A 22,335-nucleotide genomic window follows, 5' to 3' on the forward strand; every position below is an offset into this window, starting at 1 on the left:
TTATTAAATTTATCATTTTTCATGTTATGATAAATTGCATATACGATTGAAAGAAGGTTTTCCTACATATGAAACATGCTGAAAATGAATACTTAAATTTATGCCGCCATGTAATGGAACATGGTACGAAGAAAGAAGACCGTACAGGGACAGGCACTGTATCTGTATTTGGATATCAAATGCGTTTTGATCTAAGTAAAGGTTTTCCTTTATTAACAACAAAGAGAGTACCGTTTCGCCTTGTAGCAAGTGAACTGCTTTGGTTTATGAAAGGTGATACAAATATTCGCTATTTATTGCAGCATAATAATAACATTTGGAATGAATGGGCTTTTAAGAGCTGGGTAGAAAGTGATGAGTATACTGGTCCTGACATGACTGATTTTGGTCTTCGCTCACAACAAGATGAAGAATTTAAAGTACAGTACGACGAGCAAATGGAATTGTTTAAAAAGAACGTTTTAGAAGATGATGAGTTCTCAAATAAATATGGTTATTTAGGAGACGTTTACGGTAAACAGTGGCGTGCTTGGAAAACGACAGCTGGTGAGACACTTGATCAATTAAAAGATGTAATTGAAATGATTAAAAAAACACCAGACTCACGTCGTTTAATCGTTTCTGCTTGGAATCCAGAAGATGTACCAAGTATGGCCTTACCGCCTTGTCATACGCTATTCCAGTTTTATGTAGCAGATGGAAAGCTTTCTTGTCAGTTATATCAAAGAAGTGGTGACATATTCCTTGGAATTCCATTTAACATTGCAAGTTACTCACTACTAACACATTTAATTGCACATGAATGCGGACTTGAAGTGGGAGAATTTGTTCATACAATTGGTGATGCACACATTTATACAAATCATTTTGAACAAGTAGAAAAGCAATTGGCACGTGAACCACGTCCATTCCCGAAACTTACATTAAATCCAGATGTGAAATCTGTTTTCGATTTTGAAATGGAAGATTTAACGATTGAAGGATACGATCCGCATCCAGCAATTAAAGCACCGGTTGCAGTATAATTGTAGAGGAGATGAAAAAATGATTGTTTCATTTATGGTCGCTATGGACGAAAATAGAGTAATTGGTAAAGATAATAATTTACCTTGGCGTTTACCGAGTGAATTACAATACGTGAAGAAAACAACGATGGGTCACCCGCTTATTATGGGAAGAAAGAACTATGAAGCGATTGGTAGACCACTGCCTGGAAGACGTAATATTATTGTAACTCGTAATGAAGGGTATCATGTTGAAGGCTGTGAAGTTGTTCATTCTGTAGAAGAAGTGTTTGAACTATGTAAAAATGAAGAAGAGATTTTTATTTTTGGTGGAGCGCAAATTTACGATCTCTTTTTACCTTATGTAGACAAGTTATATATAACAAAAATCCATCATGCATTTGAAGGAGATACATTCTTCCCAGAAATAGATATGACAAATTGGAAAGAGATTTTTGTAGAAAAAGGTTTAACGGATGAAAAAAACCCATATACGTATTATTACCATGTATATGAGAAACAACAATAATAAAAAAGATTGATGTGAGAATTCGCATCAATCTTTTTATTTATATTCACCAATATAAGTTTATAGATGAGATTCGATAGTGCTATAATGATAGGTAGCATGTAAAAATGCTAAAATTTTCAAAAGTACTAATATAGAAAGAGGAGGAGAATCGATTGAGAAAGATATGGGGGATTCTTTTTCTTTGCTTAACATTCATGTTAGTTGGATGTGGTAAAGAAGAAAAACCACAAGAAGCGTTTGATACATATGTAAAAGCGTGGAATAAACAAAAATTTGCAGATATGTATGATCAACTATCAAAAAATGCAAAAAAAGATATTTCAAAGAAAGAGTTTACTGAGAAATATGAAAAAATTTATTCTGGTATCGAAGTGAAAGACTTAAAGGTAGAAACAGGGGAAGTAAAAGAAGATAAAAAAGATGAAGGCCCTGTTCCTTTTAAAGTAAGCATGGATACAGTTGGTGGTAAAATTACATTTGGTCATGAAGCAAAAATGGTGAAAGAAAAAGATGGAGATAAAGAATCTTGGAAAATAGATTGGACTCCTGATTTTATTTTCCCAGGCATGACGAAAGATAGTAAAGTGCGTATGCAGACAACACAGCCAAAACGTGGTGAAATATACGATCGTAATGGAAAAGGTCTTGCAACGAATGGGAAAGCTTCTGAAATCGGATTGATTCCTGAAAAGTTAGGCGATACTGCTCCGCAAACGAAAGAAACAGTAGCGAAGTTATTAAATATGTCTGTAGAAGAAATTGATCAAAAATTAGCTGCTAAATGGGTAAAACCAGGGTATCTCGTACCAATTGGAATTTTGCCTGAAGGGGCAACACAAAATACGTACATTGATTTACCAGGTGTTTCAACAAAACCTGTAAATGTTCGTACATATCCGTTAGGGGAAGCGGCAGCTCATCTGACTGGTTATATTGGAAAGGTAAATGCTGAAGATTTAAAAACGCTACAAAAGAAAGGCTATCAAGCTGATGACCCAGTTGGGAAAGCTGGTTTAGAGCAAGTATTAGAGGAAAAGTTACGCGGTAAAAAAGGTGGCCGTGTCTTTGTAGAAGATGCGCAAGGAAAAGAAATTAAAAACTTGGCAAAAACAGATGCTGTTGATGGAGAAAATGTAACTTTAACTATTGATAGTGCTGTTCAAGAAAAAACGTATAATGAAATGAAGGGTGAAGCTGGTTCAAGTGCAGCAATTAATCCGAAAAGTGGAGAAACAATTGCACTAGTAAGTAGTCCAGCATATGATCCTAATATAATTGCACGAGGGACATCGAAGGCACAACGCGAAGCTTGGAATAATGATCCGAAAAAACCAATGACAAATCGCTTTACACAATTGTCGGTACCAGGTTCTGTATTTAAACCTATTACAGCTGCAATTGGTCTTGAAACGAAAACGATTGATCCAAAAGAAGAGTTGAAAATTGAAGGATTAAAATGGACAAAAGATTCTTCTTGGGGTAATTACTATGTAACGCGTGTGAAAGATGCAAATCCGATTGATCTTGATAAGGCGATGAAATACTCGGATAATATTTACTTCGCACAAGAAGCTTTGAAAATCGGAAAAGACAAGTTTATGAGTGAAGCAAAAAAATTCGGATTCGATGAGAAACTACCAATTGAATATGGATTCCCTGCTTCTAAAATTGCAAATGACGGCATTAAAAATGATATTCAAATGGCAGATACGGGATATGGACAAGGACAAGTATTAATGACTCCTCTTCATTTAGCTTTAACGTATGCGCCAATTGTAAATGATGGAACGATTCCGTCACCGTATATTATTAAAACAGATAAACAACCAAAAGCTTGGAAAGAAAATGTAATTTCTAAAGGAAATCAGGATATATTAAAAACTGCAATGACGAAAGTAATTAATGATCCAGATGGTACAGGGAAAATTGCTAAAATTGATGGCATGACTCTTGCTGGAAAAACAGGTACAGCGGAATTAAAAGTATCAAAAGAGGCCGAAGGAAAAGAACTAGGTTGGTTCGCTGCATTTGATTTAAATTCCCCAGATATGGTCATTACAATGATGATTGAAGATGTAAAAGGTAGAGGCGGAAGTAATATTCCAGCTGAAAAAGTAAAACATGTATTTCAAAAATAATATGTAATAGTAGGCTATCTCTATAAGTTGTAGAGGTAGCCTATTTATATGAAAGAGTTTGTAATATCCGTATACTAAATTTTAAGGAAACAAAGTAAATCATTAACTTACGAAAAAAAAGTAGCTATTTTTTATTGACATTGATTAAAACTTTTTGTATTATACTTACATAAGGTAAGTTATTAACTTTTGAAAAATAAATCTTGAATTAAAGATAAAGAGAAAAAAGGGAGAGAATACAATGACAAAAGTACTATTTATCACAGCAAATCCAAATTCAGCAGAAGGTTCTTTCGGAATGGCAGTAGGGGAAGCTTTCATCGAAGCTTATAAAAACGAACATCCACAAGACGAAGTTGTAACAATTGATTTATTCAACACTACAGTACCAGCAATTGATGCAGATGTATTTGCTGCTTGGGGTAAATTTGCAGCAGGTGAAGGCTTTGAAGCTTTAACTGAAGTTCAACAACAAAAAGTAGCAGCAATGAACACAAACTTAGAAACATTTATGAATGCAGATCGTTATGTATTCGTAACTCCAATGTGGAACTTTAGCTATCCACCAGTAGTAAAAGCATACTTAGATAACGTAGCAATCGCAGGTAAAACATTCAAATATACTGAAAATGGTCCAGTCGGCTTATTAGAAGGTAAAAAAGCGCTTCACATTCAAGCAACAGGTGGCGTATATTCTGAAGGAGCATACGCAGCTGTAGACTTCGGTCGCAATCACTTAAAGACTGTATTAGGATTTGTCGGTGTAAATGATACTGAATATATTGCAGTTGAAGGTATGAATGCAAACCCTGAAAAAGCACAAGAAATTAAAGAAGCAGCAATTGCTAATGCTCGTGAATTAGCAAAACGTTTCTAATATAGAATGCTTAAAAAGTCCGAACACTTGCTGTTTGGACTTTTTTTCTTCTTTTTCCTTCGTTTGTCTAGTATAATGAAGGTCGGAATGATAATAGGTGGGGGTTCTGTATGATTCAAACGTTTTTTAAAATCTTTTATTTAATTTTAATCGTAATTGCGATTACACCGAGAATGTGGCGTCTTAAAAGACAAGTAAATACGATGGCGCCAAAAGAAAAAGACAATGCTGTGTATAAAACGACAAATTGGTTTGGTAAGAAAATGGTACGTGTAGCTGGAGGGGCAGTAGAAGTGAAAGGACTTGAAAATGTTCCGAAAGACAAGCCAGTACTAGTTGTAAGTAATCACCAAAGTAATATGGATATCCCTGTTTTACTAGGTTACTTAAATAAACCAATTGGATTCGTTTCAAAAGCAGAGATTAAAAAGTTCCCAGTTGTACCAACTTGGATGGAACTGATGAATTGTGTATTTATGGATCGTAGCGATCGTCGTCAATCTCTTCAAGCGATTAAAGATGGAATTGAACTATTAAAGAATGGACATTCTATCGTAATTTTCCCTGAAGGAACGAGAAGTAAGGGTGGCGAAGTTGGAGAGTTTAAGGCTGGTAGTTTTCATCTGGCAGTAAAGTCAGGTGTAGCAATTTTACCTGTAACATTAGATGGTACATATAAGATGTTTGAAGCGAATGGAAATCGTATGAAGCCAGCTCATGCAACAGTAACAATTTCTAAGCCGATTACACCTGAAGATTATGCGAATATGGATATTAAAGAATTAACGAAGCATACACAGGAAGTTATTGCCTCACAATTACATAAGTAATAAAAAAGGATTCAGCTTATCGTAAGCTGAATCCTTTTTTATTATGCTGTAGGTAAGACATAAAAGAGTACACAGAAGAACATCATCGCACTACCACCTAAAACGAACAGGTGCCATATGGCATGGTTGAAAGGTAGCTTTTCCCAAAGGAAGAATATAGCTCCAACAGAATATAAAATTCCACCTGCTAAAAGTAGTGAAAAACCATGTCCAGTTAGATTTTCATAAAGTGGTTTAATAGCAACGATTATGAGCCATCCCATAATGATGTAACATAAAGTTGAAGCCTTTATAAAGCGACGTACAAAGAAAATTTTGAAGACGATACCTCCGATTGCTAGTGTCCATATTATAGCAAGCAACGTCCATCCTAATGGGCCACGAAGTGTAATAAGTAGAAAAGGAGTATACGTGCCAGCAATCAATAAGTAAATGGCTGAATGATCTAAAATAGTAAATATTTTTTCTACTTTAGGATGATGAATGCTATGTAGCAATGTTGAAAACAAGTACAGTAAGAACATACTTACACCATAAACAGTAAATGCAACTACGGCTGATGCGGTACCGTGCTTAGAAGCATGAATAATCAATATGATTAAGGCAGGGATGCTTAAAATGGCACCGATACCATGTGTAATTGCATTTGCAATTTCTTCTTTTACAAATTGGGTCATTCGTGTCATTTTTTCAGTCATAATGCAAATCCTTTCTACTATCATAAAATAATATGTCATTTCCCTTACCATATCATACACAAGAGCAATAGAAAATGAAATTTGTATAATTGATTATATTTTTGAATTTTTTTGACAAAAGACAATGGATTTGTTGACGTTTTCAAACTTTTTTGACAAAATAAAATTATGTAATAGTAGGACAAGGAAACTACTAATAAAGGGGATGGGGAAATGTTTTCAAATATTGGCTTTCCAGGGTTAATTTTAATTTTAGTAGCAGTACTCATTTTATTTGGACCTAAAAAATTGCCGGAAATCGGGAAGGCTTTAGGGGAAACGTTAAAAGAGTTTAAAAAATCAACGAAAGAATTGACAGATGACGCATTTCAAGAAAAGGAAAAGAAAGAAAAAATGTAGTGTATTTTCCTTGTAATGGATAAATAAAGTGTGGTGAACGAGATGGAAAATCGGGAAATGAGCGTAGTAGAACATATTGTTGAGCTTCGAAAAAGAGTAATATATACGGTGTTATCCTTTGTACTATTTTTAATTATTGGATTTACTTTTACAAAGGATATTTATTTTTGGCTTGTAAAAGATTTACCAATGAAATTAACTGTTCTCGGTCCAAGTGATGTATTGTGGATTTTTTTCTCGATTGCTACAGTATTTGCTATCGTTTGTACAATTCCTTTTGCTGCTATACAAATTTGGTTATTTGTAAAACCGGGTTTACATCCAAATGAACAAAAGATGACAATAATGTATATACCGGTATTGTCTATATTATTTATCGCAGGTTTATGTTTTGGATACTTTATTGTAATGCCGTTTCTATTTCACTTTTTAACTACGATAGGTAATGAAATGTTTAATACGATGTTTACGACAGAAAAGTATTTTCATTTTGTACTTAATTTAACAGTTCCATTTGCTGTGATTTTTGAATTGCCAGTCGTTGTAATGTTTTTAACTAGTATTGGAATACTTACGGCGGAATTTTTAATAAAAATAAGAAGGTATGCTTACGTAGCATTAATTATCATTGCATCTTGTATATCACCGCCAGACTTTTTATCTCATAGTTTAGTTGCAGTGCCGCTTATTTGTATTTATGAAGTAAGTATTGCGTTATCAAAGGTTGTTAGTAAGAGGAAAAAGAAAAGAGAAGAAATGCAGTCGAAAAGTGCCTCGTTATAAAGGCACTTTTTTATTTATTTGTTATACTATAGCTATAAACGTATACAATATATAGAAGAAAAAAATTATAGAATCTCCAAAATTTAGACAAACTTTGCGCTTTTATAAGCTTATACTAAATGTATTAAACAATTGATGGATAATGAGATTCCCGTCTCAGAGATATTTAGAACGGGAAGGTGAATTAGGTGGAGATGAATAGAGTATAAATCTTCTAGCCATAAGGACTACAGAAATCATATAAGTCTGATTTTACTCCACTTTAAACAACGTGTTACAGCGCAAAGTAGAGGAAGTTCAAAAATCCAATGAAAAAGAGGATTGATATTGTGATTACGAAAAGTTTTTATTTCACTCATTCAACAGGGGATTGCATTAAAATATTTGAAATCCCTGTCCTACAGGCACAGCATCCATTATCGTTTCTAATTCAGTCTCGTCTTCAATTATTTATTGCAAAAATTCAAAAACAAAAACACCCAAGATTTTCGTATTCTTTCCGTGAATATTTACAAAATTGTTTGAAGTGGAATGATTATTTAAATGTATATAAAACAAATACCCTTGAAAAAAATGCATGATACGAAGTACGGACAGGGTTAGTAAACTCTGTCTTTTTCATTTTAGATATGAAAATATAATTAATTTGATGAAATTTCGTTCCAAATTGTTGAAAGCAATGGGAATACTAGTATAATAACAAGGAGAGCGTATTGGAAAGGGAAGAAGTATAGTATGCAAAAAATTAAAATTGTAACAGATTCAACGGCAGATTTATCACAAGACGTAATCGAAAAGTATGACATTCATGTTTTACCATTATCAATCTCTGTAAATGGACAAACATATTTAGATCGCGTTGATTTACAACCTGACGAATTTATTGAAGAAATGATTAAATCAGAGGAATTACCAAAAACATCACAACCAGCTATGGGTACATTTGTAGAAATGTATGACAAGCTAGGGGAAGATGGAAGCGAAGTCCTTTCTATCCATATGACAAGTGGAATGAGCGGTACTGTAGCAACTGCAAATAGCGCTGCATCAATGACTGATACAAAAGTAACAGTTGTTGATTCTCAATTTATTACACATGCTTTAGCATATCAAGTAATTGAAGCTGCAAAAATGGCAAATGACGGACGCTCACTAGAAGAAATTTTAAAACGTGTAGATGAAGTAAGAAAGAATACTCGTTTATATGTAGTAGTGGATACATTAGAAAACTTAGTGAAGGGTGGACGTATCGGTAAAGGAAAAGCGTTTATCGGTTCGCTACTTAATATAAAGCCAATTGCTAGTCTTGAAGACGGTGTTTATAATCCTGTAACGAAAGTTCGTAGCCAAGGCCAAATTGTAAAAACATTAGCTAAGTTATTTGAGCAAGATACGGCTGGAAAAGTCGTAAAAGCTGTTGCAATTCCGCATGCGAAAGCAATTCCTTTAGCTGAAAGTATGAAAGCGGCGGTTGAAAAAGTGAGTGGATTTGCTCAATCAGAAATTTTCTATACAACGCCTATTATTAGTACTCATACAGGTCCGGGCGCAATCGGATTTATGTATTTAGCAGAGTAATAAAAAAGCTACTTGAAAATATATTTCAAGTAGCTTTTTTATGTAAATAGAAAGTAAGAAATAAGAAGAGCTACACAGGCACTACCGCTAATGATATAGCGAGTCTGTAAATATTCATTCATAGAAAACACCCTTTATCCCGCTATTTGCGGACAGTAAAACTCTCTACCTCAAATTTAGCTGGAGCAAAGAGGTTAGGTAGCGGGCTGCCCGTAAAAGCTTGATTGGTGAAGGCAAATAATCAGTGGGGATGAAGAAAACCCACTAATTAAATTTTCACTATAGGATTTTCTATATTATATGTTGGATATAGAAAATCAGTCATTACGTTACACATGTAAAGTTTCAATTTTTTCGTTTATTTGCTTATTATTTGTTGCGTTACTATAAATAAAAGTTTGACCTAAAAAGAGTACATGCAGTTGTTCCCACGGTAACATGCGCAAATTCCAATTATTTCGAAGTCTAGTTATTGCTTCACGAGGTGTTTCATCGGCGAGTGCAAAAGCTCCGTAATGCATTGGTATAAAATGCGTAGCGTTTAAGTCTAAATAAGCTTGCACGGCCTCTTCAGGTGAAACATGAGATACTTTCATAAACCATTCTGGTTCATAAGCGCCAATGGGCATAAGAGCAATATCAATTAAAAAGCGTTCACCAATTTCTTTGAAACCTTGGAAATAGCCACTGTCACCACAAAAATATATGGTTTCCATAGTCGTTTCATTATCAATAATCCATCCACCCCAGTGAGACGTATTCATATCAAATAAGAATCTTCTCGTCCAGTGCTGAGCAGGTACGAAGTGAAAAGAAACTGCGTTAATTATCGTACTTTCCCACCATTTATACTCTTCTACATGTTTAAATTTCTTACGAGTAAATAATTTTTTTAATCCAATAGGTACAAGATATAGAACATCATCATTCAACTGACGAAGAGTTGGAAAATCTAAATGATCATAATGACCATGTGAAATAAGGACAATATCAATTTTAGGTAGTGCTTCTATAGAGAGTCCAGGTTCTGTAAGTCTTGGAACTAGCTTTAATTTATTAGCCCATACTGGATCTGTTAATATATTAAGTCTATTCGTTTGGATAAGAAAAGTGGAATGCCCAATCCATGTGATAGTCGTTTTTTCAACATTACTTTGCAAAAATGCACTTTGTTTAACGGGTGATTGTTCTACTAAGAAAGAAAAATCTTTTTTGTTTTGCTTTCGTTCTTTACGCCAGCGTAAAAAAGAGCGAATTGATTTTTTTGTACTAACATTATCCATATTTTCATAGCGCTTTGCCATGAACATCACCTCATTTAAAATCGTTGTATTTGTATTGTACCGAAATGTTGTTAAGGAATACAGTGTAAAACATGGATTAATGTTTAAGGAATTGTTAAAAAATAGGGAGAGGTATTTACAAAAGTAACAATAAAATTAGTTTTATCACTTTTATTTATAGAAATAATAGTAAAAAAATATATTTTGTCTAGTAATTCGCTTGAAATAAAGAAGTAACATACGTAAATTCGTACGATTTCGTGAACAAATGTAGTAAACAATTTTCTCGTAGTGTTAACTTTTGTTATTATAAACATAACCTATTTAAATTTAGGATAGAGAAAAGAGGTTTATAAATGAAGCGTTATCAAAAAATAATTGGTCTTATGGTTGTATTTTGTCTCTTTGTACTTGCTGGATGTAGTGAATCAGGTTCAAAGCTTCGTAAACCATTAAATTGGGATTTAGAAACCTTCCAATTTACAAATCAAGATGGAAAGCAATTTGGTACAAAAGATTTAAAAGGGAAAGTTTGGGTTGCAGATTTTATGTTCACAAATTGTCAGACAGTTTGTCCACCAATGACTGCAAATATGGCCAAGCTTCAAAAGATGGCAAAAGAAGAGAAATTAGACGTTCAGTTTGTTTCATTTAGTGTAGATCCAGACCTTGATAAGCCAGAAAATCTGAAAGCTTTTATTCAAAAGTTTACAGAGGATACTAGTAACTGGAATTTATTAACGGGGTATTCGTTAGAAGATATTACAAAGTTTTCAAAAGATAATTTCCAATCACTTGTAGATAAGCCGGAGAACGGTCAGGTCATGCATGGTACATCATTTTATTTAATTGATCAAAACGGAAAAGTAATGAAAAAGTATAGTGGCATTAGTAATACGCCATACGAAGACATTATACGTGATATGAAGCGATTAGTGGGTTAAAAATAAGGGTGCATAGCACCCTTATTTTTTTGCATTAGTCTATCGATAAAATGTCATGTTGCTGGGGAAGTTTCGGCGCCCGAATTTCTAATACGCCGTTTTGATAAGAAGCTTTTGCCGCTTTTTTATTAATTGAATACGGCAATTTAATCAATCTTGATGCTTCTGAAATGGAACGTTCTCGGCGATAATAGTTATGGGATGTTTGTTCTTCTTCCTCTTCAAGTATCTCTTCTTTTACAGAGACTTTTAAGTATTCACTTTGTATTTCAATTTGGATTTGTTCTTTTTGTATACCTGGTAGTTCAGCTGTAACAACGAGTTCTTCACCAACTTCATATAAATCTACAGGGAATGTTAATAAACGGTTTCCTTTTTGGAAAAAATGATTTAAATCAGCGATTACATTGCGAAGAGGTGTTTGCTCGAAGAAATCATCAATTTGCTTTAAGTAATTACGAACCGGTGGGCGAGAAGAATCTTTTTTTTCTTCACTCATGGTATTCCCTCCTAGAAATCAATTTGCAATATCATATGACAAAAGCGGAGAAAGGTGAGTGCCTAGTTTTCATGTTTTCATAAAAAATTGTTAAAAATGTGAAATGGAGTGATTTTTTTATAGTTTTTGGTCGCCATATTCAGTTGATTATGCTAGTATAAATAGGGTTGATATAGTAGTATAGAGACAGAATGAAAACTGAAAGAGGGTAAGAAGTATGTGTGGTTTTGTAGGATGTTTATGTGAAAACCCTAGAGAGTTTTCAGAAACAGAAAAACATCAATTTGAAAATATGAACACGATGATTTTCCACCGTGGTCCAGATGACGAAGGATATTTTCGTGATGAACATGTACAATTTGGCTTCCGCCGTTTAAGCATCATTGACTTAGAGGCAGGACATCAGCCGCTAACTTATGAAAATGATCGATATGTAATTATTTTTAATGGTGAAATTTACAACTATGTAGAATTACGTGAAATGTTACTTGAAAAAGGTGCAACGTTTGCAACGCAATCTGATACAGAAGTTATCATTGCATTGTATGCACATATGAAAGAAAAATGTGTAGATTACCTTCGTGGTATGTTTGCATTTATGATTTGGGATCGTGAAGAAAAGAAACTTTTCGGTGCACGTGACCACTTCGGTATTAAACCTTTATACATCGCACAACAAGGTGATACTACATTCTTCGCATCTGAGAAGAAAAGTATTATGCATGTGATGGAAGATAAAGGCGTTAATCCAACGTCACTACAACATTACTTTACGTACCAATATGGTCCAGAGCCAGAAACTTTAACAATTGATGTTAATAAAATCGAGCCTGGTCATTATTTCGTAAAAGAAATCGGTAAAGAGATGGAAATCCATCGCTACTGGAAACCTTATTTCAACGCTTCAAGTGCAACGAAAGAGGAGCATATCCAAGCAATTCGTGATGTGTTATATGATTCAGTAAAAGTGCATATGCGTAGTGATGTACCAGTAGGTTCATTCTTATCTGGTGGTATCGATTCATCTATCATCGCTTCTATCGCAAGAGAAATGAATCCAAATCTTTTAACATTCTCTGTTGGTTTTGAGCAACGTGGTTTCAGTGAAGTTGATGTTGCGAAAGAAACTGCTGAGAAATTAGGCGTTAAAAACCATAACGTATTCATTTCAGCGAAAGAATTTATGGATGAGTTCCCAAAAATCATTTGGCATATGGATGATCCTTTAGCTGATCCAGCAGCTGTACCATTGTACTTCGTTGCGAAAGAAGCACGTAAACATGTAACAGTTGTTCTTTCTGGTGAAGGCGCAGACGAGCTATTTGGTGGTTATAACATTTACCGTGAGCCAAATTCACTAAAAATGTTCTCTTACATTCCTAGCCCAGGTAAGAGCGTTCTAAAAGCATTAAGTGGTGCTCTTAAAGAAGGATTTAAAGGTAAGAGCTTCCTAGAGCGTGGATGTACACCAATTGAAGAGCGTTACTATGGAAATGCTAAAATCTTCCGTGAAGAAGAAAAAGCTGAATTAATGAAGTATTACAATGAAAGTGTTAACTATATGGATATCACGAAACCATTGTATAACGAGATTAAAGATTATGATGATGTAAGTAAAATGCAGTACATTGACATGTTCACATGGTTACGCGGTGACATTTTATTAAAAGCTGATAAAATGACAATGGCAAACTCATTAGAACTTCGTGTACCGTTCTTAGATAAAGAAGTATTCGATGTTGCATCTAAAATTCCAACTGAATTTAAGATTGCTAACGGAACTACGAAAGCTATTTTACGTGAAGCAGCACGCGGAATCGTTCCAGATCACGTATTAGATCGTAAAAAACTTGGATTCCCAGTACCAATTCGTCACTGGTTAAAAGACGAAATGCATGATTGGGCTATAAATATTATAAACGAAAGTAAGACAGAGCATTTAATCGACAAACAGTATGTATTAAACTTACTGGAAGCACATTGTGCAGATAAAGGCGATTATAGCCGTAAAATTTGGACTGTACTTGCGTTTATGGTATGGCACCAAATTTATGTTGAGCATAAATACGATACGAATAAGTTCCATGAAGAAACAAAACGTGCGTATAGCTTAGTTTAATTAGAAAAACCTTAAGATCGCATACGGTCTTAAGGTTTTTTTCATAAATAGGAAGTATTATTGATACAATAATAGTAAAAGGATGGACAACATATGATTACGTTTGAGAAAGTTACTGTAGAAAATGAAAGCGTTGTTAAAGAAATGTTTAAATCGCATAGTTTAGGTGAGAAAAAGGTACAGTACTGTGTGAAAGTTGATGATACATATATTGGTGTAATAGATTATAGTGTACAAGAGGAACGGGCTGTTTTATCACAGCTAATTATTCATTTTGATTACCAAGGTTACGGTTATGGTACAAATACGTATTTTACATTTGAAGAAATGATGAAACAAAGAAATGTGAAAGAAATAAAAGTGCTACAAGAGAAATTAACAGAAAAGGCGAAGTCTTTCATAGAGAGTTTTGGTTTTACTTCAGAAGATGAAGAGTATGTAAAGAAAATATAACGATGATTATTTATGCGATACAATAAATATAAGGCAGGTGGATGTATGACGATGACTTCTGGTCTTGTATTAATTGGAGGGTGCTTTATAGTAGCAGAATTATGTCATATAATCATTCGGAAAAGAATGATTAAGAAAAAAAAGCCGTATGAATTACAATACGTCCCTGTCTTTTTCATTATGTTTTGTATGCTTAGTACATTACAAAATCTAATAAACTTTCCACCACTTGTAAATGTTTTTTTAAAGTTCGGTTTACTTTATAGTGGTGTTGGAATAGCACTTTTATTTATTTTATTTTGCATACGTTATGTTCACTATCAATCGTATATATTTATTTTAAATTGGTTAAAGCAAGATGATAGAAACCGCCTTACATAAGGCGGTTTTTTTATTTGCAATTGTAACAGAACTTGTATATTTCACATAAAATAGGACGAGTAGAAATGCAAACATATTACAAGAAAGGGGCGGGGCAATAAAATGAAACTTGTTATAGACGCAGGGCACGGTGGATATGATTCTGGTGCTGTTGGTAATGGTTTAGTAGAAAAAAACTTAACACTTCAAATTGCTAGACGCGTTCGAGACATTTTAACGGTAAATTACCCAATTACAATTAAAATGACACGTGATAGTGATGTGTTTATTTCTTTATCTGAACGTGCTAATATTGCTAATGCTTTCAGTGCGGATTATTTTATTTCATTTCATATTAATAGCGGCGGGGGTACAGGTTTTGAAAGTTATATTTATAATGCGTTATCCAATAGCAGCACTGCATATGCAAAGCAACAAAAAATGCATACAGCTGTCAATCCTGTATTAACAAAATATAGTCTTCGTGATCGAGGAGCAAAAAAAGAAAATTATGCGGTATTAAGAGAAACCGCAATGGATGCAATTTTAACTGAGACTGCTTTTATTGATACAGCTTTTGATGCAAATTTATTAAAAAATCCACAATTTATTGAAGATTTAAGTCAAGCGTATGCAAATGGAATAGCAGCTATTTTTGGAGTAACTCCAAATCCACAACCGACACCTCAAACGAAGGGAAGCGCTTATGTTCTTGGGAAAAATGTAAATTTAAGAAATGGTCCATCAACTTCTTCCTCAGTTATTCGTCAATTAAATTCTCCAGAATCTTACGTTGTATATCAAGAAAGTAATGGATGGCTAGATTTGGGGAATGGACAATGGGTGTATAATGATCCTTCTTACATTAATTTTGTAAAGACAAGCAATAGTGATGGAAGCCCAATTGGGGTTGCATATATACAAGGGATGAATGTAAATTTAAGAAGTGGTCCATCAACTACATCTGCAGTTATCCGCCAATTAAATTCTCCAGAATCTTATTTAGTATATATAAATGAAAATGGTTGGTTAAACCTTGGGGGAAATCAGTGGGTATATAATGACTCAGCGTATATTAAGTATACTCAATATTAGGAATTAAAATGATAGTGCAATATGGATGCGTATCCTTGTTATGTATAACAAGGGTACGCATTTTAATAACAACATTTTTTTTCATACTTATGCACTATGTTTTAAAAAGAAACATTAGAAAAGCGGATAGAATCTAAATAGTATATATTAAAAAAGTTTTCTGATATACATTGACAATGTATGTAAGATACATTAATCTTTAAATGTTAATGATAATCGATTTCATCTAGGGAGGACATATGATACATACTAAAAAACTAATTATGTTCTGCATTATGATACTCATGGTTGTAATTGCAGGATGTAGTAAAGAAGAGAAAAAAGAAAATAATATATCAGCGAAAGCAAAAGATTCATATACGGTAAAGCATGCAATGGGTGAAACGACAGTAAATGGTACACCTAAAAAAGTTGTTGTTTTAACAAATGAAGGCGCAGAGGCTCTCCTAGCTGTGGGCGTAACGCCAGTGGGGACTACGAAACCACGTGCTGGTGATGAATGGTATCCTCATTTAGCGAAAGAGTTAAAAAACACGGAAGTTGTAGGAACTGAACGTGATATTAATTTAGAGGCTGTAATGAAGCTTAAGCCAGATTTAATTATCGGAAATAAAATGCGTCATGAAAAAATATATGATCAGCTAAAAGAAATCGCACCAACTGTTTATGCAGAAACATTACGCGGTGATTGGAAAGAAAACTTTACACTTTATACAAAAGCTGTAAATAAAGAAAAAGAAGGGCAAAAAGCTCTTGATGATTATAAAAAACGCATTGAAGGAATGAAAGAGAAGTTGGGCGATAAATTGAATTCTAAAGTTTCTATTATTCGTTTCGTGCCAGGTGATGTTCGTATTTATCAAAAAAACTCATTCTCGGGCGTTGTTTTAAATGATATTGGATTTAAACGACCACCATTACAAGATAAAGATGATTTTGCGATAAAAGGAATTACAAAAGAGCAGATTCCAAATATGGACGGAGACTACTTATTCTATTTCACGTCTGATAAAGATGCAGATAAGAATAATGAAGGAAATTCGTTAGCGAAGGAATGGACAGAAGATCCACTCTTTAAGCAACTACAGGCTTCTAAAAATAATAAAGTATTCCAAGTAGATGAGGTAATTTGGAATACAGCAGGCGGTATTAAAGCTGCGAACCTTATGTTAGATGATATTGAAAAATATTTCCTTAAATAAATGATAAAATACATCACTTTTACGAAGTGATGTATTTTTAGTTTATAAAAATACAGAAAATTCCTTCTTTCAGGGTGTCATAAGTTGTACAATAAAATCAATCATGTGATAAAGGAGTGGTGAAGAATGAAAGCTATTCATAAAGATTGGATCTTGTTTAATGGGAGAATGATTAATACGAAAGAAGAACAGCCGATGGTAGCATTAGAAGAGCGAGGCTTCCAATTTGGTGATGGGATTTATGAAGTATTTAGACTATACGATGGCAAGCCTCATTTATTAGATTTACATTTGGAACGATTCTTTAACTCTATGGCAGAAATAAAACTAATTCCACCATTTACGAAGGAAGAATTAGTAGAAGAGTTATATCAAATGATTGAAAAAAATCAATTTCAAGAAGATGGGAATGTATATTTACAAATATCAAGAGGTGCACAACCGCGCAATCATGTATATGAATCAGATTTACAACCGACATATTTTGCAAATCTTGTTTCGTTCCCAAGACCAGTTGCTTCAATGGAGGCAGGGATTAAGGTGACAGTAGAAGAGGACATCAGGTGGAAGTTTTGCCATATAAAATCTTTAAATTTGCTTCCTAATATCATGATCAAAAACAAAATAAATGAACAAGGGTATCAAGAAGCAATATTAGTACGAGATGGTATTGTGACTGAAGGGTGTCATTCCAATTTCTTTATCGTGAAGAATAATAAGTTGATTACACATCCAGCGGATCATTTCATTTTACATGGTATTACACGTCACTATGTAATTACATTAGCGAAAGAGTTACATATCGATGTAGAGGAACGAGAGTTTTCATTACAAGAAGTATATGACGCTGAGGAGTGCTTCTTTACAGCGACGCCACTTGAAATATTCCCAGTCGTTCAAATTGGTGATGAACAGTTCGGGGCTGGTGAAAGAGGACCAATTACGAAAAAACTACAAGCTGCATACGAAGAGAGTATTCGTTTGTTTAAAGTGACAAATTAATCATGAAGAAAAAAGCTGGTATTCTTCCGGCTTTTTTTCATGATATAATTCAAGCATAGGACAAGTTTTGAAAACGCTGTAAAAAGGGGATTTAATATATGAATTATGAAGATTTTAAAGAAGTAATTCACGGAAGACGAAGTGTTAGAAAGTTTACAGATCAAGAAGTATCTACTAATGATATAAAAGAAATAATTGATTGTGCTCGTTACGCACCAAGTGATACGAATTCACAAACGTGGGAATTCTTAGTTATCATGAATCGAGAGAAGATTAAAGAAATTGAACAAATGACGTGGGATGCATTACATAAACTTGCGGCAAAAGCAGCAGAAAATGGAGAAGAGAAAGCAGGGAAATTACTTACACGTTCTTTCGGACCATATGCAACAGCTTTCTCGGAGGCACCAGTATTAATCGTATGTTTGGCAACACCATATGAATCAAAGTTCCGTGAAAAGATATTTGATCCAATTGCTTTTGTTCCAAATTCAGTTTGGGAGGAAGAAGGCATTAAGAGTAGCTGTTTAGCGGCACAAAACTTAATGTTAGCTGCACATGCAAAGGGACTTGGTACTTGTCCAATGACAGGGCCAGTATTGCTAGCTCAAGATGAACTGCGCCAATATTTACAAGTTGAGCCTGAAAAACAAATAAATATGGTTATTTCACTCGGATTTCCGAAAGATAAACCGAAGAAACTTCCAAGAAAAGAAGTAGATGAGATTACAACGTTTGTTTTTTAATTGCTGTATAGAAAAGACATTGAATTAACAATGTCTTTTTATTTTTGAGGGTATGTAATTCATATGTTGGGCTAAAATGATAGATAAGAGGAAATTACTATTTATTTCATAAAAAAAATTAATGTTCTATTAAGGAAAGTATGATACATTAATCGTGAGCAAGATTCTATTTGTTCATGAAAGTGTTGAAAGTAGTCTCAAAATTTAAAAGTTATTTTTGTATAATAAATTATAATGAAGTTACAGGGGGGATGAATTTTGAAAAAATTCATAATCACTGGATTGTCTGTATTGTTATTAGTTGGTTGCGGTGCTCCACAGGAAAAAGAGGACGCGCAATCAAAACAGGAAGAACAAGTTGTAAACGCAAGTGATGAGAATATGGTTGTATTTCCTGAAGGAGCAATGTCAATTGGAGAAGGGAAAGTAAAAGTTATTACTCCAGATGGTACTTCTGAAAACGGCAATATACCGACTGTATTCATCAAAAAGGATACGTTAATTCAGCAAGTTGAATTAGAACTTTCTAATTTTCAAAGTGATAAAGAAACATTCGTATTTGTAGATCAAATGTATACAGATAAACATCAAGTAACTAGTACAACGCAGACAACAGTGCAGTTAAAAGAAAAAACGCTGGAAACAGGTAGTCATACAATTACTGCAGTTCAGTATGAAAACAATGATCCGAAAGGAAAGGTTATTAGTTTTAATCAAGCAACATTTGAGACAAAACCTGCGTCTTAATAAGAATAAAAAGTACATTACTCAAAAAGTAGTGTGCTTTTTTGTTTGGACTAGAGTGTGCAAGAGTGAATAACTTATTTCATTTTCTAATACGATTAAATAGGAAGTAATCACTTGTTACTACTATGACAGAGAAAGAGGTTGAATACGTGAATCGGTGTATTCGTATCATTTTGATTAGCCTAATGATGGCAGTAATTTGGTTTACGATACAAGAGTTTATGCAAATAACGCTCAATTATCAAATTCATGACTTGTTAATAGGAGCTATTTGTTTTACCATTGTTTATCTATTATATGATAAACTCGGACTAAGGTAAGTTTCAGAAGAAAAATGTAGGTATTTCATTTGAAATGTCGAATAGTACATACGATGTCGTAATAACAAATTTTCTATTGTTTACTGTGAAACAGAAGAAGGAGAGATAGTGGTTATGAAACGAGCTCTTATTAATATTGATTATACATATGATTTTGTAGCGGAAAAGGGTGCTTTAACTTGCGGGAAACCAGGACAGGAAATTGAGAAGGAAATTGTACATATAACGAAGCAATATATTGAAAATGGAGATTACGTTGTCTTTGCTATTGATAAACATGAAGAAAATGATGTATATCATCCAGAATCAAAGTTATTCCCGCCCCATAATATAGCTGGTACAAGTGGAAGAGATTTGTTTGGTGAATTACAAGATGTGTACGAAACATATAAAAATGCAGAGAATGTATATTATATGGACAAAACGCGATACAGTGCGTTTGCTGGAACGGATTTAGATATGAAGCTAAGAGAAAGAGGAATAGAAGAAGTTCATCTTGTAGGTGTTTGTACTGATATTTGTGTTCTTCATACAGCAGTAGATGCTTATAATAAAGGGTTTAAAATTGTTGTTTATGAAAAGGCGGTTGCATCTTTTAATGCACAAGGGCATGAATATGCACTTGGACATTTTAAGTCATGCTTACATGCAGAAGTGAAGTGAAAAAAGAGGCCTTTAAAAAAGGTCTCTTTTATTTGTCCATGTTCATTGAAAACAGCTACAGCAGAGTGGTCTTGATCCGACAACTTTTCTAAGTTCTTCAATATATCCCATTGTATGTAACCTCCGTAAGAAAAAATAAGAGCAAATAAACTATTCGTTATTATGTAAATATATTCCTCTTTATAAGGGGAGAGATGACATATAACTTATTTGTTTTATTTGGTAAAATATACATCAAAAAAGGTCAAACAAAAATTTTGACCTTTTTTGACCAAATGTTATAATAAAGGCAGAAAGAGATAATCTTTCATTCATAAATAATAAGGAGGAAAAAATATGCGTAATTTATTTCCAGAGATAACAAAACGTCAAAATGGCATTTTTGATTTTGGGCCTTCTTTATTAGAAGGGATGACAGATGCTTTCTTTAAGCCACTGAACATGGATACTTTTAAAGTAGATGTTCATGAGCAATCTGGTAAATATACTGTGAAAGCAGATTTACCAGGTTTTCAAAAAGAAAACATTCAAGTTGATTTTGAACAAGATATATTAACGATCCAAGCAACGAATCATAATGAAGTAGACGAAAAAAATGAGAATGGCACATATATTCGTAAAGAACGTTCTATAGGTTCTGTAACTCGACGCTTTAATTTTAAACAAGTTGAGGAAGAAAATGTTAAAGCAAATTATAAAGATGGCGTACTGACAATTGAATTGCCAAAATTGAAAGAAGAAAAAAGTAGTAAGACAACAATTAATATTGAATAAAAGAGCTGATAAATTCAGCTCTTTTTTTACGTAGTTAATGAATAAATGAGTTGAAATCGTAATGAGATGAATAAAGTTTTAACGTATAAAAAAATTTCACGATTCGCTCCCCCTTAGGTTATTAAAAAGGGTATATTTAAAGGGAAAGGAAAAAGAACACCTAGACATACTGTTTAAGGTGAATTAGTAATAGAGTCAAAATACATAGTAAGGATAGTGGCATTTTAGATTAGGATAATAGATTTTTCTGGAACAAACTTAGGCGATTATGAATTTTTTAATTAGTAAGGAAGTGGTTAAATGAGCTTATTAACGTATACTGAAGAATTTTTTAATTATGTAAGAGAGTTTTTACTTTTAAGATTTTTACTATTTGCTTTAGTTTTAATCATTATTTCTTTTGTAATAAACCGTATTATTGATTGGTTTTTTAGGAAATCAAGCTTTTTTGATGAAGAGGTAGAGCAGACGATTCAAAGTGTAATTCGATCTATTTTTAGATATATTATTATCATCAGTCTTATCATATATTTAATTAGCCAATTTGTAGATATAAAAAGTATTATTGCAGGTGCAGGGATAGCTGGAGTTGTCATCGGTTTTGCTGCACAACAGATGCTAAAAGATGTTATATTAGGCTTTGCAAGATTAGCGGACAAAGAGTTTCGGGTTGGTGATTTTGTAACTTTTAACGGAACAAATTCAGGAACTATTGAAGAGATTAGTATTCGTTTTATGCAAATTCGTGAATGGTCAGGAAAACTACTTACCATCCCGCACGGAGAGATTAGAACGATACAAAATTTTAATAAAGGATGGATGCGTGTAATTGAACGCATAACGGTAAGTTATCAGGAAGATCCAACAAGAGTGAAGGAATTGTTAGAAGAAGTATGTATTATATGTAATGAAGAATTGAATCAAACTCTTTATAGAGTAGAGGATGAGGCTGTTGAACCATTTAAATACGTCGGTGTTACAGACTTAAATCCTAACTTGAAATATGTTGGCTATGAATTTTGTATTACAGGTTTAATAAAGCCAGAAGATTATTTTGAAACTTCTAGACAAGTAAGATTTGAATTAATGTCTATGTTCCATAAGAATCAAGTGCAAATGCCAGCAGCGAATATGGTTGTTACTACTGAAGGTTTACAGCATATCCATGGTGGACAATCTTTATCGGACAGCTAAAGTAGAATCGTTTGTTAACAAAAATTCTGCTTCCAACATTGGATAGAATAACAATAATAAAATGATTGATATAAAGAAAGGGCTGAAGGAATTCG

Annotated in this window: 25 protein-coding genes; 22 read left to right on the forward strand and 3 right to left on the reverse strand. The window is 33.5% G+C overall.

Annotated elements, in window-relative coordinates; all coding sequences use genetic code 11:
* Positions 1-68: 68 nt before the first annotated feature.
* The 5 genes from GD442_RS10475 to GD442_RS10495 all read left to right on the forward strand — a co-directional run bounded on the left by GD442_RS10475 (position 69) and on the right by GD442_RS10495 (position 5,381).
* On the forward strand, positions 69-1,025 hold the full coding sequence (locus GD442_RS10475) for a thymidylate synthase (protein ID WP_000679609.1): 957 nt from the start codon (positions 69-71) through the stop codon (positions 1,023-1,025).
* A 19-nt stretch (positions 1,026-1,044) separates the two neighbouring features.
* Positions 1,045-1,533 (forward strand): dihydrofolate reductase, encoded by a 489-nt coding sequence (locus GD442_RS10480; RefSeq protein ID WP_000637205.1) that lies wholly within the window; start codon positions 1,045-1,047, stop codon positions 1,531-1,533.
* Between the two features lie 155 nt (positions 1,534-1,688).
* Positions 1,689-3,674 carry a penicillin-binding protein 3 gene (pbpC, locus tag GD442_RS10485; protein WP_001227243.1) on the forward strand — a complete coding sequence of 662 codons (1,986 nt, stop codon included), beginning with the start codon at positions 1,689-1,691 and terminating at the stop codon, positions 3,672-3,674.
* A 241-nt stretch (positions 3,675-3,915) separates the two neighbouring features.
* Complete coding sequence (locus GD442_RS10490) at positions 3,916-4,551, forward strand: FMN-dependent NADH-azoreductase (RefSeq protein WP_000170025.1); 636 nt, start codon at positions 3,916-3,918, stop codon at positions 4,549-4,551.
* A 110-nt stretch (positions 4,552-4,661) separates the two neighbouring features.
* A complete protein-coding gene (locus GD442_RS10495; protein ID WP_000616577.1) occupies positions 4,662-5,381 on the forward strand; it encodes a lysophospholipid acyltransferase family protein in 720 nt (239 codons plus the stop codon).
* Between the two features lie 41 nt (positions 5,382-5,422).
* Here the strand turns inward: GD442_RS10495 and trhA are convergent, their stop codons facing one another.
* Positions 5,423-6,079, reverse strand: coding sequence for a PAQR family membrane homeostasis protein TrhA (gene trhA, locus GD442_RS10500; protein WP_000136889.1), 657 nt, complete (start codon positions 6,077-6,079; stop codon positions 5,423-5,425).
* A gap of 213 nt (positions 6,080-6,292) precedes the next feature.
* Between trhA and GD442_RS10505 the strand changes: the two genes are divergently transcribed.
* From GD442_RS10505 to GD442_RS10520, 4 genes are all read left to right on the forward strand, one after another.
* The gene (locus tag GD442_RS10505) at positions 6,293-6,478 is read left to right on the forward strand and encodes a twin-arginine translocase TatA/TatE family subunit (protein ID WP_000492443.1); all 186 of its coding nucleotides are present in this window, start codon (positions 6,293-6,295) and stop codon (positions 6,476-6,478) included.
* A gap of 42 nt (positions 6,479-6,520) precedes the next feature.
* Entirely contained in the window at positions 6,521-7,261 is a 741-nt protein-coding gene (gene tatC, locus GD442_RS10510; RefSeq protein WP_000431523.1) for a twin-arginine translocase subunit TatC, read from the forward strand.
* Positions 7,262-7,590: 329 nt separating this feature from the next.
* On the forward strand, positions 7,591-7,842 hold the full coding sequence (locus tag GD442_RS10515) for a DUF2535 family protein (RefSeq protein WP_000629012.1): 252 nt from the start codon (positions 7,591-7,593) through the stop codon (positions 7,840-7,842).
* 154 nt (positions 7,843-7,996) lie between these two features.
* Complete coding sequence (locus GD442_RS10520) at positions 7,997-8,839, forward strand: DegV family protein (RefSeq protein WP_001169470.1); 843 nt, start codon at positions 7,997-7,999, stop codon at positions 8,837-8,839.
* 329 nt (positions 8,840-9,168) lie between these two features.
* Here the strand turns inward: GD442_RS10520 and GD442_RS10525 are convergent, their stop codons facing one another.
* A complete protein-coding gene (locus tag GD442_RS10525; RefSeq protein WP_159365095.1) occupies positions 9,169-10,143 on the reverse strand; it encodes an MBL fold metallo-hydrolase in 975 nt (324 codons plus the stop codon).
* A gap of 335 nt (positions 10,144-10,478) precedes the next feature.
* Here GD442_RS10525 and GD442_RS10530 point away from each other — a divergent pair, with 335 nt between their 5' ends.
* Positions 10,479-11,066 (forward strand): SCO family protein, encoded by a 588-nt coding sequence (locus tag GD442_RS10530; RefSeq protein ID WP_000833335.1) that lies wholly within the window; start codon positions 10,479-10,481, stop codon positions 11,064-11,066.
* Positions 11,067-11,100: 34 nt separating this feature from the next.
* Here GD442_RS10530 and GD442_RS10535 read toward each other — a convergent pair whose 3' ends face one another.
* Entirely contained in the window at positions 11,101-11,565 is a 465-nt protein-coding gene (locus GD442_RS10535; RefSeq protein WP_001288085.1) for an Hsp20/alpha crystallin family protein, read from the reverse strand.
* 217 nt (positions 11,566-11,782) lie between these two features.
* Between GD442_RS10535 and asnB the strand changes: the two genes are divergently transcribed.
* The 12 genes from asnB to GD442_RS10590 all read left to right on the forward strand — a co-directional run bounded on the left by asnB (position 11,783) and on the right by GD442_RS10590 (position 22,240).
* On the forward strand, positions 11,783-13,684 hold the full coding sequence (asnB, locus tag GD442_RS10540; protein WP_000333816.1) for an asparagine synthase (glutamine-hydrolyzing): 1,902 nt from the start codon (positions 11,783-11,785) through the stop codon (positions 13,682-13,684).
* 93 nt (positions 13,685-13,777) lie between these two features.
* Entirely contained in the window at positions 13,778-14,137 is a 360-nt protein-coding gene (locus GD442_RS10545) for a GNAT family N-acetyltransferase (protein WP_000627523.1), read from the forward strand.
* A 51-nt stretch (positions 14,138-14,188) separates the two neighbouring features.
* A complete protein-coding gene (locus GD442_RS10550) occupies positions 14,189-14,518 on the forward strand; it encodes a hypothetical protein (protein WP_000200455.1) in 330 nt (109 codons plus the stop codon).
* 102 nt (positions 14,519-14,620) lie between these two features.
* Complete coding sequence (locus tag GD442_RS10555) at positions 14,621-15,592, forward strand: N-acetylmuramoyl-L-alanine amidase (RefSeq protein WP_000779896.1); 972 nt, start codon at positions 14,621-14,623, stop codon at positions 15,590-15,592.
* Positions 15,593-15,831: 239 nt separating this feature from the next.
* Positions 15,832-16,794: an ABC transporter substrate-binding protein gene (locus tag GD442_RS10560; protein WP_000581989.1), complete on the forward strand. Its 963-nt coding sequence runs from the start codon at positions 15,832-15,834 to the stop codon at positions 16,792-16,794.
* Positions 16,795-16,920: 126 nt separating this feature from the next.
* Complete coding sequence (gene dat / locus GD442_RS10565; RefSeq protein WP_000643833.1) at positions 16,921-17,796, forward strand: D-amino-acid transaminase; 876 nt, start codon at positions 16,921-16,923, stop codon at positions 17,794-17,796.
* Between the two features lie 98 nt (positions 17,797-17,894).
* Entirely contained in the window at positions 17,895-18,542 is a 648-nt protein-coding gene (locus GD442_RS10570) for a nitroreductase family protein (RefSeq protein ID WP_001105288.1), read from the forward strand.
* A gap of 258 nt (positions 18,543-18,800) precedes the next feature.
* Positions 18,801-19,289, forward strand: coding sequence for a putative periplasmic lipoprotein (locus GD442_RS10575; RefSeq protein ID WP_000713496.1), 489 nt, complete (start codon positions 18,801-18,803; stop codon positions 19,287-19,289).
* Between the two features lie 125 nt (positions 19,290-19,414).
* Positions 19,415-19,609, forward strand: a complete 195-nt coding sequence (locus tag GD442_RS28375; RefSeq protein ID WP_017674122.1) for a hypothetical protein — start codon at positions 19,415-19,417, stop codon at positions 19,607-19,609.
* A 114-nt stretch (positions 19,610-19,723) separates the two neighbouring features.
* Entirely contained in the window at positions 19,724-20,272 is a 549-nt protein-coding gene (locus GD442_RS10580; protein WP_000816761.1) for a cysteine hydrolase family protein, read from the forward strand.
* A 336-nt stretch (positions 20,273-20,608) separates the two neighbouring features.
* On the forward strand, positions 20,609-21,046 hold the full coding sequence (locus GD442_RS10585; protein ID WP_001245055.1) for an Hsp20/alpha crystallin family protein: 438 nt from the start codon (positions 20,609-20,611) through the stop codon (positions 21,044-21,046).
* Between the two features lie 300 nt (positions 21,047-21,346).
* Positions 21,347-22,240 carry a mechanosensitive ion channel family protein gene (locus GD442_RS10590; RefSeq protein ID WP_000055426.1) on the forward strand — a complete coding sequence of 298 codons (894 nt, stop codon included), beginning with the start codon at positions 21,347-21,349 and terminating at the stop codon, positions 22,238-22,240.
* Positions 22,241-22,335 lie beyond the last annotated feature (95 nt).

The organism is Bacillus sp. A260 (assembly GCF_009861435.1).
Lineage (GTDB): Bacteria > Bacillota > Bacilli > Bacillales > Bacillaceae_G > Bacillus_A > Bacillus_A cereus.

Excerpts from the sequence above, each read along its gene's own strand:
- GD442_RS10475 (WP_000679609.1), top strand. The coding sequence starts at position 69 with ATGAAACATGCTGAAAATGAATACTTAAATTTATGCCGCCATGTAATG.
- GD442_RS10480 (WP_000637205.1), top strand. The coding sequence starts at position 1,045 with ATGATTGTTTCATTTATGGTCGCTATGGACGAAAATAGAGTAATTGGT.
- GD442_RS10490 (WP_000170025.1), top strand. The coding sequence starts at position 3,916 with ATGACAAAAGTACTATTTATCACAGCAAATCCAAATTCAGCAGAAGGT.
- GD442_RS10495 (WP_000616577.1), top strand. The coding sequence starts at position 4,662 with ATGATTCAAACGTTTTTTAAAATCTTTTATTTAATTTTAATCGTAATT.
- trhA (WP_000136889.1), bottom strand. The coding sequence starts at position 6,079 with ATGACTGAAAAAATGACACGAATGACCCAATTTGTAAAAGAAGAAATT.
- GD442_RS10505 (WP_000492443.1), top strand. The coding sequence starts at position 6,293 with ATGTTTTCAAATATTGGCTTTCCAGGGTTAATTTTAATTTTAGTAGCA.
- tatC (WP_000431523.1), top strand. The coding sequence starts at position 6,521 with ATGGAAAATCGGGAAATGAGCGTAGTAGAACATATTGTTGAGCTTCGA.
- GD442_RS10520 (WP_001169470.1), top strand. The coding sequence starts at position 7,997 with ATGCAAAAAATTAAAATTGTAACAGATTCAACGGCAGATTTATCACAA.
- GD442_RS10525 (WP_159365095.1), bottom strand. The coding sequence starts at position 10,143 with ATGGCAAAGCGCTATGAAAATATGGATAATGTTAGTACAAAAAAATCA.
- GD442_RS10530 (WP_000833335.1), top strand. The coding sequence starts at position 10,479 with ATGAAGCGTTATCAAAAAATAATTGGTCTTATGGTTGTATTTTGTCTC.
- GD442_RS10535 (WP_001288085.1), bottom strand. The coding sequence starts at position 11,565 with ATGAGTGAAGAAAAAAAAGATTCTTCTCGCCCACCGGTTCGTAATTAC.
- asnB (WP_000333816.1), top strand. The coding sequence starts at position 11,783 with ATGTGTGGTTTTGTAGGATGTTTATGTGAAAACCCTAGAGAGTTTTCA.
- GD442_RS10545 (WP_000627523.1), top strand. The coding sequence starts at position 13,778 with ATGATTACGTTTGAGAAAGTTACTGTAGAAAATGAAAGCGTTGTTAAA.
- GD442_RS10550 (WP_000200455.1), top strand. The coding sequence starts at position 14,189 with ATGACTTCTGGTCTTGTATTAATTGGAGGGTGCTTTATAGTAGCAGAA.
- GD442_RS10555 (WP_000779896.1), top strand. The coding sequence starts at position 14,621 with ATGAAACTTGTTATAGACGCAGGGCACGGTGGATATGATTCTGGTGCT.
- GD442_RS10560 (WP_000581989.1), top strand. The coding sequence starts at position 15,832 with ATGATACATACTAAAAAACTAATTATGTTCTGCATTATGATACTCATG.
- dat (WP_000643833.1), top strand. The coding sequence starts at position 16,921 with ATGAAAGCTATTCATAAAGATTGGATCTTGTTTAATGGGAGAATGATT.
- GD442_RS10570 (WP_001105288.1), top strand. The coding sequence starts at position 17,895 with ATGAATTATGAAGATTTTAAAGAAGTAATTCACGGAAGACGAAGTGTT.
- GD442_RS28375 (WP_017674122.1), top strand. The coding sequence starts at position 19,415 with ATGACAGAGAAAGAGGTTGAATACGTGAATCGGTGTATTCGTATCATT.
- GD442_RS10580 (WP_000816761.1), top strand. The coding sequence starts at position 19,724 with ATGAAACGAGCTCTTATTAATATTGATTATACATATGATTTTGTAGCG.
- GD442_RS10585 (WP_001245055.1), top strand. The coding sequence starts at position 20,609 with ATGCGTAATTTATTTCCAGAGATAACAAAACGTCAAAATGGCATTTTT.
- GD442_RS10590 (WP_000055426.1), top strand. The coding sequence starts at position 21,347 with ATGAGCTTATTAACGTATACTGAAGAATTTTTTAATTATGTAAGAGAG.